This is a genomic window from Enterococcus sp. DIV1298c (assembly GCF_017316315.1).
Classification (GTDB): Bacteria; Bacillota; Bacilli; order Lactobacillales; family Enterococcaceae; genus Enterococcus_B; species Enterococcus_B mangumiae.
Genome location: NZ_JAFLWG010000016.1, coordinates 66566 through 82810, shown reverse-complemented (window position 1 = coordinate 82810; position 16245 = coordinate 66566). Strand labels below are relative to the sequence as shown.

At 40.2% G+C, this 16245-nt stretch carries 14 protein-coding genes; all 14 read left to right on the top strand.

Annotation, left to right across the window (positions count from 1 at the left end; genetic code table 11):
- The 14 genes from ftsL (at window position 1) to ileS (ending at window position 16181) form a co-directional block, all read left to right on the top strand.
- Window positions 1-399 (top strand): cell division protein FtsL, encoded by a 399-nt coding sequence (gene ftsL / locus JZO83_RS04715; protein WP_206858037.1) that lies wholly within the window; start codon window positions 1-3, stop codon window positions 397-399.
- A complete protein-coding gene (locus tag JZO83_RS04710; protein WP_207115093.1) occupies window positions 400-2592 on the top strand; it encodes a penicillin-binding transpeptidase domain-containing protein in 2193 nt (730 codons plus the stop codon). It abuts the gene before it with no gap.
- A 16-nt stretch (window positions 2593-2608) separates the two neighbouring features.
- A complete protein-coding gene (mraY, locus tag JZO83_RS04705; RefSeq protein WP_206858041.1) occupies window positions 2609-3571 on the top strand; it encodes a phospho-N-acetylmuramoyl-pentapeptide-transferase in 963 nt (320 codons plus the stop codon).
- 12 nt (window positions 3572-3583) lie between these two features.
- A complete protein-coding gene (murD, locus tag JZO83_RS04700) occupies window positions 3584-4945 on the top strand; it encodes a UDP-N-acetylmuramoyl-L-alanine--D-glutamate ligase (RefSeq protein WP_206858043.1) in 1362 nt (453 codons plus the stop codon).
- A 26-nt stretch (window positions 4946-4971) separates the two neighbouring features.
- A complete protein-coding gene (murG, locus tag JZO83_RS04695; protein ID WP_206858044.1) occupies window positions 4972-6060 on the top strand; it encodes an undecaprenyldiphospho-muramoylpentapeptide beta-N-acetylglucosaminyltransferase in 1089 nt (362 codons plus the stop codon).
- A gap of 14 nt (window positions 6061-6074) precedes the next feature.
- Window positions 6075-7238 (top strand): cell division protein FtsQ/DivIB, encoded by a 1164-nt coding sequence (locus JZO83_RS04690; RefSeq protein ID WP_206858046.1) that lies wholly within the window; start codon window positions 6075-6077, stop codon window positions 7236-7238.
- 154 nt (window positions 7239-7392) lie between these two features.
- On the top strand, window positions 7393-8721 hold the full coding sequence (ftsA, locus tag JZO83_RS04685) for a cell division protein FtsA (protein WP_206858048.1): 1329 nt from the start codon (window positions 7393-7395) through the stop codon (window positions 8719-8721).
- A gap of 21 nt (window positions 8722-8742) precedes the next feature.
- Window positions 8743-9990, top strand: coding sequence for a cell division protein FtsZ (ftsZ, locus tag JZO83_RS04680; protein WP_206858049.1), 1248 nt, complete (start codon window positions 8743-8745; stop codon window positions 9988-9990).
- 15 nt (window positions 9991-10005) lie between these two features.
- Entirely contained in the window at window positions 10006-10692 is a 687-nt protein-coding gene (locus tag JZO83_RS04675) for a YggS family pyridoxal phosphate-dependent enzyme (RefSeq protein ID WP_206858055.1), read from the top strand.
- Window positions 10692-11294, top strand: coding sequence for a cell division protein SepF (sepF, locus tag JZO83_RS04670; RefSeq protein ID WP_206858057.1), 603 nt, complete (start codon window positions 10692-10694; stop codon window positions 11292-11294). Before JZO83_RS04675 ends, sepF begins: the two co-directional genes overlap by 1 nt.
- A gap of 30 nt (window positions 11295-11324) precedes the next feature.
- Entirely contained in the window at window positions 11325-11594 is a 270-nt protein-coding gene (locus JZO83_RS04665) for a YggT family protein (protein ID WP_206858059.1), read from the top strand.
- A 33-nt stretch (window positions 11595-11627) separates the two neighbouring features.
- Complete coding sequence (locus tag JZO83_RS04660; protein ID WP_206858061.1) at window positions 11628-12410, top strand: RNA-binding protein; 783 nt, start codon at window positions 11628-11630, stop codon at window positions 12408-12410.
- Window positions 12411-12430: 20 nt separating this feature from the next.
- Window positions 12431-13138, top strand: coding sequence for a DivIVA domain-containing protein (locus JZO83_RS04655; protein ID WP_010735972.1), 708 nt, complete (start codon window positions 12431-12433; stop codon window positions 13136-13138).
- Between the two features lie 244 nt (window positions 13139-13382).
- The gene (gene ileS, locus JZO83_RS04650) at window positions 13383-16181 is read left to right on the top strand and encodes an isoleucine--tRNA ligase (RefSeq protein ID WP_207115092.1); all 2799 of its coding nucleotides are present in this window, start codon (window positions 13383-13385) and stop codon (window positions 16179-16181) included.
- Window positions 16182-16245: the final 64 nt, after the last annotated feature.

Here is a 16245-nt window from a genome sequence, read left to right as displayed (position 1 = left end):
ATGGCAGAATTAAAGAAAGTCCAACAATATCCATATGATTTACAAGAAATTGAACTACCAGAGCAACCTCTGCCAGATTCACCCTCTGAGAAAGAAATCATTCTTCCTCAATCGCCAGCTAAGCGCTTGAAGCAAATCTCTATTTTTGAAAAGCTTGCAGTAGTGTGTATTGCTTTTTCCGTCGTTGCACTTTGTGTGTTGACAGTCATGTTAAGAACCAATATCAGTGGCATGGAAAAACAAATCGGTTCAATACAAGTTGAAGCCAATGAGAAGAAACAACAAAAAATAAGTTTGGAACAAGAGAAAAGTGAACTTTCTCGTACCGAACGTGTCAAACAAATCGCAGAAGAAAAAGGGTTGTCAATCAATGACGACAATTTAAGGAAAGTGAAGTAAATGAGTCTTAAAAATAAATTCCGGCGGTTTATGGAAAAGAAAAATCTAAATCCGATGAACAATCGCAAAAAAGTAGGTATCATTTTATTTGCTACGAGTATTGGATTGTTCTTTTTATTTGCCGTTCGTTTTGCATACATCGTGATCGGTGGTCATGTGGCAGGCACTTCATTAGAAGAAAAAACGAACCAGCTTTACCAAGGAAGTGAAGTGGTCAAGGCAAAAAGGGGCACGATCTTTGATCGTAATGGGGTAGCTTTAGCAGAAGATGCTACGTCTTACTCGATCAAAGCGATTCTTTCCAAAACCTATACGTCTGGAGACAAAAAATTATTTGCACAAGAAAAAGATTTTGATACGCTTGCTGATATCATCAGTAAAAACCTTTCAATGGAAAAAAGCAAAGCATTGAAGGTCCTCCGTGATGGAGCCGATCAAAATTTGTATCAAGTAGAATTTGGTAATTATGGGCGCAATATCACCCAAGAAACCAAACAAAACATTGAAGATGAAATGAAAGCGGCCAATGTTACTGGCCTTTATTTTGATAACCATCCAGCACGTATGTATCCAAGTGGTGTCTTTTCTTCCCACTTTATTGGGTACGCTGTACCTGATGAAAAAGAGACTGGTTTAGTCGGACGTCTAGGAATCGAATCTGCTTATGATGACATCTTAAGTGGACAAAATGGAAAGATCTACTATCAAAAAGATAACTTCCAAAATCCATTACCTGGAACCGTAGCAGAAGAAGAACCGGCAACCGATGGGAAAAATATCTATACGACCCTTGATAGTCGTCTGCAAACTTACTTGGAAACGTTGATGGACCAAGTGAATGAAGAATACCAACCCGAAGAATTGACAGCTGTCTTGATGGAAGCTAAAACAGGTGAAATCACTGCCATGGCTCAACGCCCAACGTTCAACCCTGAAACGATGGAAGGATTGACTGGGGAAGATGCTGTATGGCGTAATATCCTTGTACAAGATTCTTATGAACCAGGTTCGACGATCAAAGTATTCACAACAGCAGCTGCGATCGAAGAAGGTAAATTTGATGAAAATGAATCGTTCTTATCTGGACAGATCAAAGTGGCTGATGCAACGATCAATGACCATGACTTTGGTAAAAAAGGGATGCTGACGATGCGTCAAGCTCTTTCTTGGTCTAGTAACGTTGGTATGGTGATGCTTGAACAACGCTTGGGTGGTAAATGGTATAACTATTTGCAGAAATTAGGATTTGGTCAAAGCACTCACTCTGGATTAGATGATGAAGTAGCTGGTGCTTTACCGACGGCCAATATCGTTGACCAAGCGATGAGTGCCTATGGTCAAGCGATCGGTGTGACTAATTTCCAAATGATGAAAGCTTTCAGCGCAATCGCAAATAATGGCACGATGATCCAACCACGTTATATCAGTAAGATCGTTGATCCGAATACCGGAGAAGAAGTATCTACTGAAACGGAAGTGTTAGGACAGCCGTTTTCTAAAGAAACGACAGAAAAAGTACGTGAGTATATGCGTGATGTCATTGAAGACGAAAATTATGGTAGTGCGTATGGCGTGTATAGTGTTCCAGGATATAACATCGCAGCTAAGACTGGGACTGCTCAGATTGCCTCAGATACAGGAGGCTACCTAACAGGAGAAACAGCTTATCTGTATTCGATCGTCGAAATGATACCAGCTGAAGATCCTGAATATGTGTTATATCTGACAATGAAACATCCTAAGACATATGACCGTACAGCTTTAGCAAAAATCGCAAACCCATTGTTAAAACGAGCAATGGATTTCAAAGAAGCTGAAACAGCTACACCAGAAGAAAAGCAGACTGGCAATGTGACAGTCTCTGATTACCGGAACTTAAATCCTGATATTGCGGCCGCTGATGCACAAAAAAGCGGGTTGCAACCAGTAGTCATCGGTGATGGAGACAAGGTGCAAGCACAGTCCACAGCAAATGGTGATGAGCTGATATCTGGAGAAAAATTGATTTTATATACTGGTGGTACTGCACTGATGCCTGATGTAACAGGTTGGTCAAAAGCAGATATCATGAAACTAGGAAAAATACTTGGTGTAGAAGTGACGTTCAATGGCGATGGTTACGCAACGGAACAAAGCCTTGCACCATATGAAAAAATATCTGATGAAACCTTGAGTTTCCATCTAAAAGAATAATAGGAGAGAAGAGAGCATGGATTTGACACAAACATTGATCCCCATTGCGAGTAGTTGTGCAATGACGATTGCAACAATGCCGTTATTTATTGGTTATTTTCAAATGAAAAAACAAGGCCAAGCCATTCGTGAGGAGGGACCTAAATGGCATAATGTAAAAGCCGGAACTCCAACGATGGGGGGATTGGTGTTTTTAGTCAGTGCGATCTTGACAGGTATCTGGGTAGGTGCTTGGCAACAACAGTTGACACCTACTCTTTTCATCTTACTTTTTGTCCTTGCTTTATACGGGGCAATCGGCTTCTTGGATGATTTTATCAAAATCTTCAAGAAAAGAAACATGGGACTGAATTCAAAGCAAAAACTGATCGGACAAATCGCAGGTGGAATCATCTTTTATCTCGTTTATCGTGGGGAAGGTTATCCAGGAACACTGAACTTTTTTGGCATCGATCTGCCATTAAGTTGGTTGTACGGAGTATTTGCGATTTTTTGGCTAGTCGGCTTTTCCAATGCGGTCAACTTGACAGATGGGATCGACGGCTTAGTGGCTGGATTGGGCAGTATTTCATTTTTGACCTATGCAGTGATTGCTTGGCACCAACAACAGTATGACGTATTAGTCATCTGTTTAAGTGTTTTGGGCGGTTTACTAGGGTTTTTCGTTTACAATCGTAAGCCAGCCAAAATTTTTATGGGTGATGTCGGTTCTTTGGCTTTAGGTGGCTTATTAGCGGCAATATCGATCATGCTCAATCAAGAATGGACGTTATTGCTGATCGGATTGATGTATGTCATTGAAACAGCTAGTGTGATGTTGCAAGTTTCTTCTTTCAAATTGACGGGGAAAAGAATCTTTAAAATGTCACCGATCCATCATCATTTCGAGATGAGTGGCTGGTCAGAATGGAAGATCGACACTGTCTTTTGGATAACAAGTGTAATTACTTCATTGATCACATTATGGATCGTATGGTAGGAGATGACGAGAATGAAAAAAATAACAACTTATGAAAATAAAAAAATCCTTGTTTTAGGATTAGCAAAAAGCGGATTTAGTGCGGCCAAGTTATTACATGAACTGGGCGCACTTGTCACCGTTAATGACGGTAAACCATTTGATGAAAATCCTGAAGCACAGGAATTGCTATCTTTAGGGATCAAAGTCGTGACCGGTAGTCACCCCATCGAACTATTAGATGAAAAATTTTCGATGATTGTCAAAAACCCTGGTATTCCTTACACACAACCATTAGTTGCAAAAGCTCAAGAAATGGGTATTCCGGTAATTACGGAAGTTGAACTAGCTTACGAAGTAGCGGAATGCCCAATTATAGGTATTACAGGAACCAACGGAAAGACAACGACCACTACGATGATCGGTTTATTGCTGAATGCAGGGAAATCGGCGGGTGTTGCACGTTTAGCAGGGAATATCGGGTTTCCTGCAAGTAGTGTGGCACAAGAGGCTGGTCCAGAAGATAAAATCGTCATGGAACTATCAAGCTTCCAGTTGATGGGAATCACTGATCTTCGTCCACATATTGCAGTGATCACGAACATCTATGAAGCCCATATCGACTATCACGGCTCTCGTCCAGCTTATGTCAAAGCCAAATGGCATTTGCAAAAAAATATGACAGCAGACGATTACCTCGTGTTGAATTGGAACCAAAAAGAATTACAAGAACTCAGTAGAAAAACGAAGGCAAAAGTATTGCCTTTTGCGACAGATCAAGTTTTGGAAACAGGCGCTTATTCTTTTGAAGGAGTCATTTATTACGATAAAGAAAAAGTGATGGATACCTCAGAAATCGGTGTTCCAGGCGCCCATAATGTTGAAAATGCACTAGCAGCGATTACAGTGGCAAAACAACATGGCATATCAAATGAGGAAATAAAAGAAACGTTGAGTCATTTTCATGGCGTGCCTCACCGTACACAGTATGTTGGTGAAGTCCAAGGACGTAAATTTTATAATGATTCGAAAGCGACTAATATCTTAGCAACGAAGATGGCTTTAGGTGGTTTCAAACCAGAAACAATGATCTTGATTGCTGGTGGACTTGATCGTGGAAATTCATTTGATGAATTGATTCCATCGCTTGAAGGAGTCAAAGGCTTGATCACGTTTGGTGAGACAAAAGAGAAATTGAAAGACGCGGGTGAAAAAGCAGGGATCCCGACGATCTATACGGCAGAATCTGCGGAAGCAGCGGTTCCATTAGCTTTAGAAAATAGCGACCCGGGAGACGTGGTTTTATTGTCACCTGCTAATGCAAGCTGGGATCAATACCCTAACTTTGAGATCCGAGGCGATCGCTTTATGGAAGCCGTAAGAAAATTAAAATAGAAAAGTAGAAACGAGCGATAATAACTATGAAAATTTTGGTAACAGGTGGAGGAACCGGTGGACATATCTATCCCGCGCTAGCCTTCGTCAATTATGTGAAAACACAAGAGCCGAACGCCGAGTTTATGTATGTAGGTGCAAAACGTGGTTTGGAAAATAAAATCGTCCCAACCACTGGGATTCCTTTTCATACCTTAGAGATCCAAGGATTTCAGCGAAAGTTTTCACTAGGTAATGTCAAAACGATCCATTTATTTTTAAAAAGTATCCATCAAGCAAAAAAAATACTAAAAGAATTCCAACCGGATATCGTGATCGGGACGGGTGGCTATGTATCGGGGGCAGTTGTCTATGCTTCTGCTAAGTTAGGGATTCCGACGATCATCCATGAACAAAACAGTGTTCCGGGAATGACGAATAAATTTTTAAGTCGCTACGTGGATCGGATCGCCCTTTCTTTTAAAGATGCAGCAACATTTTTTCCAGAAAATAAATCGGTTTTGATCGGTAATCCACGTGCCCAAGAAGTTGCAGATACGATGAAAACTGATATTCTAAAAAAATTCGACCTTGATCCTGAGAAAAAAACAGTTTTGATTTTTGGCGGGAGCCAAGGGGCATTAAAAATCAATCAAGCTGTTACTTCTTATTTAGACACGTTTACTGCTACTGACTATCAGATTCTTTACGCATCAGGTGATCGCTATTATCAAAGCATTAAGGAAACACTTGGAGAAGCGAAAGCAAACATCAGCATCCAACCTTATATCAATGATATGGCTGAAGTGATGGCGGCAAGTGATTTGTTAGTTGGTCGAGCAGGAGCAACATCGATTGCTGAATTGACTGCCTTAGGGTTACCTTCGATCCTTATCCCGAGTCCCTATGTGACGAACGACCATCAAACTAAAAATGCGATGAGCTTAGTTCGAGTTGGGGCAGCCAAGATGATTGCAGATGGAGAATTGGACGGTGATTCATTAGGCGCCGCGATCGCTGAGATCATGACAGATGAAACATTACAAAAGAACATGTCAACTGCTTCTAAAACATTAGGTATACCGGATGCATCGGAGCGCTTGTATCAACTGGCAAAATCGTTAATCAAAGAGTAAGGTGGTGGTCATAGATGAGTAAGAAAAAAGAAACAAAAAAGCCGGAGCAGTCAAACGACGAAAAAAAGTTGACGCCTTGGCAAATGGCCAACCGTGAATACTTAGAAGAACATAAAGAGCAGTCAGAGAAGCCGCTGGAAACAAGTGAAAAAAGCGATCAAAAGGAAGAGCAACAAGAAGCTACTATTCCTTCTAAAGTCGAAGACCCGCTTGTTGAAGAAGACTTCTTGGACTATGAAGAAATCGAACATAAGAAAGACGGCGCACCATATAATGGTTCGTTTATCGATCGTTTACCTAACTTGAAGAATTACCGAAACAAAGTTTTATATCGTAGGCTGAGCTTAATCATTTCCATTCTGTTGATTCCTTTGTTATTTTTGATTTATTATGTTTCTCCTTTAAGTAAATTAGAGGCAGTTTCTATTTCGGGAAACGAGGTCGTCTCCAAAGAAGAAATATTGAATGATACGCAATTAGAGATGAACCAGCATATCTGGGGACAGTATTGGCACCGCCAAACTTATATCGACCAGTTGAAAAAAGAACAACCACGGATAAAATCTGCTACGATCGCTTTTAGTGGCATCAATACATTTGATCTGTCTGTCACTGAATACAAAGAGATCGCCTTGATTTTAACGGACGGGAAATATCATCCTGTGATCGAAGATGGCACGGTGTTAGATGAGACGGTTGAAAGTCCTACGAAGAACTTACCGATCTTAGAAGGATTCACAGATTCAACAAAAATCAAAGAATTAGCAACCGAATATAATAAGCTATCACCAGAATTGCAAAAAGCCATTTCAGAAATCAAGTATACGCCTCGTGATACTAATAAAAATTTGATCCAGCTAAATATGAATGATGGCAATCAGGTGATCGTCAACATTAGTAATTTAGCGACACAAATGAATTTTTATGCGCAAGTAGCAAGTGAAATGGAAGAAAATGGCGTGATCGATATGGAAGTAGGGATTTTCTCTTACCCATACTCAAATAACGATGAAGAAGAATCAGAAGAGGGAACAGAAGCAGGAACAGAAGAAAGCACAAACCAAACTTCTGTACCGGAAACAAGCGAAAATGAGCCTGAAATCAGCGAGAATCAAGACGAAATGAATCCGACAAATGAAAATACGACCCCATCTTCGTCAAGTTTGGATGAAAATTAAGAAAACCATTGTAAAATGTGATAATCTACTTTCTAAAAACTGGTAATTTATGGTAAAATTGGAAACAGTGAATATATCTATAAAGTATATTTTTAAAACGGACGTTATTTGTTCGCATGTATATGGAATAGTTAAGTAGGAGGGAATCCCATTCATGGCAAAAACAGGAATGTACGTAGGCCTTGATATTGGAACGACATCTGTCAAAGTTGTCGTGGCTGAATATATCGACAGCCAAATGAATATTATTGGAGTAGGGAACGCAAAATCAGAAGGGATTAACCGAGGCATCATCGTTGATATCGACAAAACAGTTCAAGCGATACAGCGAGCAGTGCGTCAGGCAGAAGAAAAAGCCGGCATCCAAATCAAAAGTGTAAGTGTGGGTCTACCAGCAAACATGCTTGAAGTAGAAAACTGCCAAGGGATGATTGCAGTAAACGGAGATTCAAAAGAAATCACCGATGAAGATGTCCGTAACGTGGCTTCAGCTGCACTGGTTCGTTCAATACCTCCTGAACGTCAAATCGTGTCAATTTTACCACAGGACTTTACGGTAGATGGATTCGAAGGCATCAAAGATCCTCGCGGGATGATCGGTGTCAGATTAGAAATGTACGGTCTATTATTTACAGGACCAAAAACAATCATTCATAACATCCGCAAGTGTGTTGAGAATGCAGGGTTGATCGTGAACGAATTAGTGATCACACCTTTAGCATTGACTGAATCGATTCTTTCAGATGGAGAAAAAGATTTTGGTACGATCGTGATCGACATGGGTGGCGGACAAACAACCACTGCTGTCATGCACGACAAACAGTTGAAATTCACAAGCCTGGATCAAGAAGGCGGCGAGTTTGTTACAAAAGATATCTCTATCGTTTTGAATACGTCATTCAACAATGCAGAAGCATTAAAAATAAATTATGGGGATGCTTACCCAGAACGTACTTCAGAGCAAGAAGAATTTCCGGTAGATGTGATCGGCCAAACAGAGCCTGTTAGAGTCGATGAGCATTATCTATCAGAAGTGATCTCAGCTCGTATGGAACAAATCTTCAACAAAGCAAAAGAAGCGTTGGATCAAATCGAAGCGTTAGAACTGCCTGGCGGCATCGTTCTAACTGGTGGGGCAGCAAGCCTTCCAGGTGTAGTTGATTTGGCACAGGAAATATTTGGCGTAAATGTAAAACTTTATGTACCAAATCAAATGGGTCTAAGAAATCCGGTATTTACAAACGTGATCAGTATCGTTGATTACTCTGCGAATTTAAGTGAAGTCTATCAATTAGCTAAAATCGCTGTAATGGGTGAATCAGCACCTGTTCATTATACAACCAATGAGCCGGAAGCTCACACATCTTATGAACAATATGATGTGGCAGAAGAAACAACGTATAACGAAGAACCAGAAGAAAAAAAATCTGGGGAAAACGTTACAAGTAAAATCAAAGGATTTTTTACCAATATATTTGATTAATCATCGTGGGAGGAAAAAAACATGGAATTCTCAATTGATAATAACATCAATGACGGCGCAGTAATCAAAGTCATCGGCGTCGGTGGCGGAGGCGGAAATGCTGTAAACCGTATGATTGAAGAAAACGTTAAAGGTGTTGAGTTCATCACTGCCAACACAGACGTACAAGCATTAAAAAATTCAAAAGCAGAAACAGTGATTCAATTAGGCCCTAAATATACACGTGGCTTAGGTGCAGGTTCACAACCAGAAGTTGGTCAAAAAGCAGCAGAAGAAAGTGAACAATCTTTACGTGAAGCACTTGAAGGTGCTGACATGATCTTCATCACTGCTGGTATGGGTGGCGGAACTGGTACTGGTGCAGCACCGATCGTTGCGGGTATCGCTAGAGAATTAGGCGCATTGACAGTAGGTGTAGTGACTCGTCCATTCACATTTGAAGGACCAAAACGTGGTCGTTTCGCCGCTGAAGGAATCGCTCGTTTGAAAGAAAACGTGGATACATTATTGATCATCTCTAACAACCGTCTTCTTGAAGTCGTTGATAAAAAGACACCGATGCTTGAAGCATTCCGTGAGGCAGATAATGTCTTACGCCAAGGTGTTCAAGGTATCTCTGATCTGATCACTGCTCCAGGTTACGTAAACTTGGACTTCGCTGATGTGAAGACAGTTATGGCAAACCAAGGAACTGCTTTGATGGGTATCGGAGTAGCAAGTGGCGAAGAACGCGTGATCGAAGCAACGAAGAAAGCTATCTCTTCTCCATTATTAGAAACATCGATCGATGGGGCAGAACAAGTCCTATTGAATATCACTGGTGGCTTAGATATGACATTGTTCGAAGCACAAGACGCTTCAGACATCGTCGCTAATGCAGCAACTGGCGATGTAAATATCATCTTAGGTACATCGATCAATGAAGAAATGGGCGATGAGATCCGTGTAACGGTCATTGCTACAGGTATTGATGAAACAAAAAAGGAACGAAAGTCTAGTCGTCCAGCTAGACAAACACCAACACAAACGCAATCTTCTGCTCAAAGCAATCGATTAGACATGGACCAAGCAAAACCGATCACTGCTGAAGATGAAAGCAGTTTTGGTGATTGGGACATCCGTCGCGAACAAAATGTTCGCCCTAAAGTGGATGAGTCTAATTATGAAACTATTGAGAAAAAAGAATTTGATACATTCAATCGTGAAGAAACAAAAACAAAAGGTGACGACGAATTGAATACACCGCCGTTTTTCCGTCGTAAAAAATAAAAGGAGGAAGAGCACATGATTGCTGACAACTTGCAGAATATCAAGCAAGACATTCAGGATTCGTGTGCTCTTGTTCATCGTGACCCGAAAGAAGTTACACTAGTAGCTGTTACAAAATCTGTTGGATCGCCCCAAGCAGAAGAATTGATCACTGCTGGAGTGACCCATTGTGCAGAAAATCGTGTCGATAAATTGTTGCAAAAAAAACAAGATTTGCTTAAACATTCTGAAGTAAAGTGGCATTTAATTGGTAATTTACAGCGCAGAAAGGTAAAATTGATTGTAAATGAAATTGATTACTTTCATGCGTTGGACAGTTTAAAATTGGCAGAAGAGATCCAAAAAAGATTAGAAAAGCAGTTAGCTTGCTTTGTGGAAGTGAATGTATCTGGTGAAGCCTCTAAGCATGGTATCTCACCAGATGAACTTCTACCTTTCTTAGAATCTTTAGCAGCCTTTCCTGATATTCAGATAGTGGGACTTATGACTATGGCCCCTAAGGATGCTTCTGCTGAACAAATTCGTAAAGTGTTTGAAACGCTGAGAGAATTGCGTGATCTTGTCCAATCAAAAAAATACACACATGCACCATGTACCGAACTAAGCATGGGGATGAGCCAAGATTTTCAGCTTGCAATTGAAGAAGGAGCTACATTTATCCGTGTAGGAACAGCGCTATTCAAAGACGAGGAGGAAGAATAATGCCACTTTTAAACAGAGGAGCAATTGCTAATTTTTTCGGATTAGCTGATGAAGAAGAGTACGAATACGAAGATTATCCTGAAACACAACAAAAGGTTGCCCCGCAACCAACTAAAACAAAAACACAGTATCAACAACATTCTCCAGCTGTTTCACAGCCGATTGAAAAACAACAACGCTCAACTACGACAACTCGTCCTGTTGGTCGTGAGAATGTGCCGACGAACGAAACAAAGAAAGTAATCGAATTACATCAATCTTCTACAAAAAATACGCAAAAAGAGCAAAGACAAACGAGACCATCCGCGCAACCTAAAACACAATTAGCGGGAAAAATCACAGTGATGGAACCACGTGCTTACTCTGAAGCAATGACGATTGCCAAAAGAATCATTGCAGGAGAAGCAACGTTAGTCAACTTTCGGTTAGTAGAAGAAAAACAGGCGAGACGTATCGTGGACTTCCTAACTGGGACAGTCTATGCATTAGATGGCGATATTAAACGAGTAGGGGATGAGATTTTCTTATGTACCCCTGCTGGTCTGGAAATCGATAGTTCGACGGCTCAATCTTTCGCAGATGGAAGTATGTTTGATCTGTAATGAGGAGGAGCAAACATTTATATTCTTTTTATGTTACTTAATTTAATTTCACGAGCTGCGTACTTTTATAGCATGATCCTAGTAGTCTACGCGTTATTATCTTGGTTTCCTGGTGGATACCAGTCTAATCTCGGACGTATATTAGCAAAAATCTGTGAACCATATATCAGCCTATTTGATCGTTTGCCATTAAGATTTGGACCAATCGATTTTACGATCTTAGCATCGATTGTGATTTTAAATCTGGCCGTGCAAGGATTGGCACATATCGTTGACTGGATTTTGATCATGGCTTTTTAATGTAGAACAAACAGGGATATAGGAGGGAATCAAGTGGATGCGAATGTGTATCAGCATTTCCGAGTAGATGAACGTTCTTTTATCGACTCTGTCGGAGATTGGATCGAACAGGTCCAGAGTCAGTATGCACCTTATCTGACAGAATTTCTTGATCCGAGACAGTGCTACATCTTAGAGACCCTGATTCGCCAAAACAGTGACTTGCGTTTTCAGTTGTATGGTGGATATGAGCAAGCGGAGCGAAAACGTTGCTTGATTTTCCCAGATTACTATGAACCTGTTGACGATGATTTTGAAATGTCATTATATGAAGTCCATTATCCGAGTAAATTCGCCAATTTAAGTCATGGGAAAATTCTAGGCACGCTAGTAGGTACTGGAATCAAACGTTCTTACTTCGGTGATATTATTTCAGATGATGAACGATGGCAAGTGTTCATTGCAAATGAAGTCGATCACTTTGTCGTTAATCAAGTGACTAAGATCGGAAAAGTAGCTGTTCGCTTAGAGGAAATCAAGTATACAGATATGGTCTTGCCAAAAGATAGTTGGACGCAAGAAAGAGGAACAGTGACTTCACTTAGACTGGACAGTGTGATCTCGGAAATCTATAATATTTCCAGACAGCGTTCGAAGCAACTGATCGAAGCAGGAAAAGTAAAAGTCAACTGGACAGAAAATACCAAACCGGACTTTCTACTTGAGTTATTAGACATTGTTTCGATCAGAGGATATGGTAGAATACAAATCCAAGACCTTGAGGGGAAAACGAAAAAAGACAAGTGCAGGGTGTTGTTTGGTGTATTACGTAAATAAAACAAGAAGGTGGTTTACTCATGGCTTTAACTCCATTAGATATTCAAAATAAAACATTCCCAACTAAAATGCGGGGATATAATCAAGACGAAGTAGATGATTTCTTAGATTTAGTTGTTCGTGATTACGAAGAAGTGACACAACGAAACCGTGAATTAGAAAAAGCAGTGAAGCATTCAGAGGAAAAACTTGAATACTTCAATGAATTGAAAGATGCCTTGAATCAATCGATCATCGTGGCACAAGATACAGCGGACAAAGTAAAAACAAGTGCAAGTAAAGAATCAGAAGTGATCGTTACTTCTGCACAAAACAAAGCGGACGAAATGGTTGCAAATGCTGAAAAGCGTGCGCACCAATTAACTACAGATGCAGAAGAAAAAGCACGCCGTATCTTGACAGATGCGACTGAAAAAGCAAGACAATTAGCTACAGAAACAGAAGATTTGAAGAAGAAAACTCGTGTCTTCCATCAACGAATCAGCTTGATGTTAGAGTCACAGCTTGAACAAGTAAAAAGTCCAGAATGGGATGAGATCTTACAACCTTTCTCTAGTTATGTAACAGATAGCCATGAAGTAATCAAAGAAGTTTTGGCAAAACAGCTTGACAATGAAAATGAAAGTGATGTACACTCTGAAACAGGAGTATACGAGTCTCCAGTGACTGCTTTTGATACTCAAGCAATCGACCTTTCGATCATTCCTGGAGAATACGAAGAAGAGTAGAACAGAAAAGCATTTTGACATTCTTAAAGCGAGCCGATGATAGTGTAAGATTGGTAAGACCCTGCAAAGTGAAAGATCCTCTACTTGATTTATTTCTGAACATCAGTAAGAAATAGCGGCTGACCTCGTTATCGGTCTTTGAGAGTTACGATCGTAACTAAATTTGGGTGGTACCACGGCATGTTCGTCCCTAGGATGAGCATGCTTTTTTGCGTTCTGTAAACTATAGTTAAGGAGTGTTTGTATGAAAATGAAAGAAACCTTGCAACTAGGAAAAACAAGTTTTCCTATGCGTGGGAATTTGCCAAACCGTGAAGGTGAATGGCAAAAAGAATGGGAAGAAAATCAAATCTATCAACAAAGACAAGCGTTGAATGAAGGCAAACCAAGCTTCATTCTTCATGATGGCCCTCCATATGCAAATGGAAATATCCATTTAGGGCATTCGTTAAACAAAATCAGTAAAGATATCATCATCCGTTCAAAATCAATGTCAGGTTTTCGCGCACCATACGTACCCGGCTGGGATACACATGGTTTGCCGATCGAGCAAGTATTGACGAACAAAGGGATCAAACGAAAAGAAATGACGATGGCAGAATACTTGGAGAAATGTCGCGAATACGCACTTTCACAAGTAGACAAACAACGTGAAGACTTTAAACGATTAGGAGTAGCTGGGGATTGGGAAAATCCTTATGTGACGTTAGATCCTTCATATGAAGCTGCGCAGATCCGTGTATTTGGTAAAATGGCTGAAAAAGGTTATATCTATAAAGGATTAAAACCGATTTACTGGTCACCATCTAGTGAGTCTTCTTTAGCTGAAGCAGAAATTGAATATAAAGATGTCAAATCTCCTTCAATTTATGTTGCTTTCACTGTCAAAGATGGCAAAGATCTTTTAGGTGAAGACACTGCATTTGTAATTTGGACAACTACACCATGGACATTACCAGCAAACCAAGGGATTGCTGTAAATCCAACATTTACGTATGTTTTAGTCGAAGCAGATGGCCGCAAATTTGTTGTTGCGAAAGATTTATTGGAAACTGTGCAACAAGCTATCGGCTGGGAAGCAGTCAACGTCTTAAAAGAATTCGCTGGACAAGAAATGGAATACATGACAGCGACACATCCTTTCTATGATCGTGAATCTTTAGTGATCTTGGGAGATCATGTAACGTTAGATGCCGGTACTGGCTTAGTTCATACTGCACCTGGACACGGGGAAGATGACTACATTGCTGGAAATCGCTACAAGTTACCTGTAGTTTCACCAGTTGATTCTAAAGGTGTATTCACAGAGGAAGCACCTGGCTTTGAAGGAATCTTTTATGATAAAGCAAATCCAATGATTACTGATTTATTGCAAGAAAAAGGTGCTTTGTTGAAATTGGATTTCTTCACACATAGTTATCCGCATGACTGGCGTACTAAAAAACCTGTCATTTATCGTGCCACACCACAATGGTTTGCTTCAATCAATGACTTCCGTCAAAACATCCTTGATGAAGTTGAAAAAGTTGATTGGATCATTCCTTGGGGTAAAACACGTCTTTTTAATATGGTACGTGATCGTGGCGATTGGGTAATCTCACGTCAACGTGCTTGGGGTGTACCACTACCGATTTTTTACGCTGAAAATGGAGAAGCGATCATTACGCCAGAAACAATTGAACATGTTGCTGAGTTATTTGCGGCCCATGGTTCAATCATTTGGTTTGAAAAAGAAGCGAAAGACTTACTTCCAGAAGGCTTTACGCATCCAGGTTCACCTAATGGCGAATTCACCAAAGAAACAGATATCATGGATGTTTGGTTCGATTCAGGTTCTTCCCATGAAGCAGTTTTACGTCAACGTCCTGAATTATCTTTCCCGGCAGATATGTACCTTGAAGGTTCCGATCAATATCGTGGCTGGTTCAATTCAAGTATTACGACAAGTGTAGCGATCAATGGAGTTGCGCCATATAAATCAGTTCTTTCTCAAGGGTTCACATTAGACGGCGAAGGTCGGAAAATGAGTAAATCTTTAGGTAATACGATCGTTCCAGATAAAGTAATCAAACAATTCGGTGCGGATATTCTACGTCTATGGGTATCTAGTGTGGATTATGAAGCCGATGTTCGTGTATCAATGGATATTTTAGGTCAGGTTGCGGAAGTTTACCGTAAGATCAGAAATACGATGCGCTTCTTATTAGCAAATACGGATGATTTTGATCCGAAGAAAGATGCAGTGGCGTATGAAGAGCGTCGTTCAGTCGATAAATATATGACAGTTCGTTTAAATCAAGTGATCAAAGAAATCCGTGAAGAAGGATATGACAAGTATAACTTTATGCAAATCTATCGTACGGTAATGAATTTCTTAACAGTTGATCTATCTTCTTTCTATCTTGATTTTGCCAAAGATGTGGTTTATATCGAAGCAGAAAATGATTATCAACGTCGTTGCATGCAAACTGTATTCTATGAGACAGCAGTTGCCTTGACTAAATTACTAACGCCGATCATTCCTCATACAGCAGAAGAAATCTGGTCATTCTTAAAAGAAGAGGAAGCATATGTTCAATTAAGTGAATTACCAAGCTATGTTGAATATGCGAACCAAGATGAGTTGTTGGACACATGGACAGCCTTCATGGATTTCCGTGACAAAGTCTTAAAAGCGTTGGAAGAAGCAAGAAATAGTAAATTGATCGGTAAATCATTAGAAGCAAAATTAACGATCTATCCGAATCAACAAGTGGCACATTTATTAACAGCAGTTGCTGCTGATATTCCACAATTATTGATCATCTCACCAGATTACTTTACGATCATGCCAGAAAATACGGAAGCATCTGAAAATGCTTTAGTCTTTGATGATGTGGCAATCTTAGTCGAAAAAGCAGATGGGGAAACTTGTGATCGTTGTCGCCAGATCCGTAAAGATGTTGGTTCCCATGAAAAATTACCACACTTATGCGGACGTTGCGCACAGCTTGTTGAAGAGTTCTATCCAGAAGCAGTTGCAGAAGGTTTTGAAGAGAAATAAGTCAAAAACGACCAAACACATTTTGTGTTTGGTCGCTTTTTTGTATAAAGATTAAAAGTAGCAG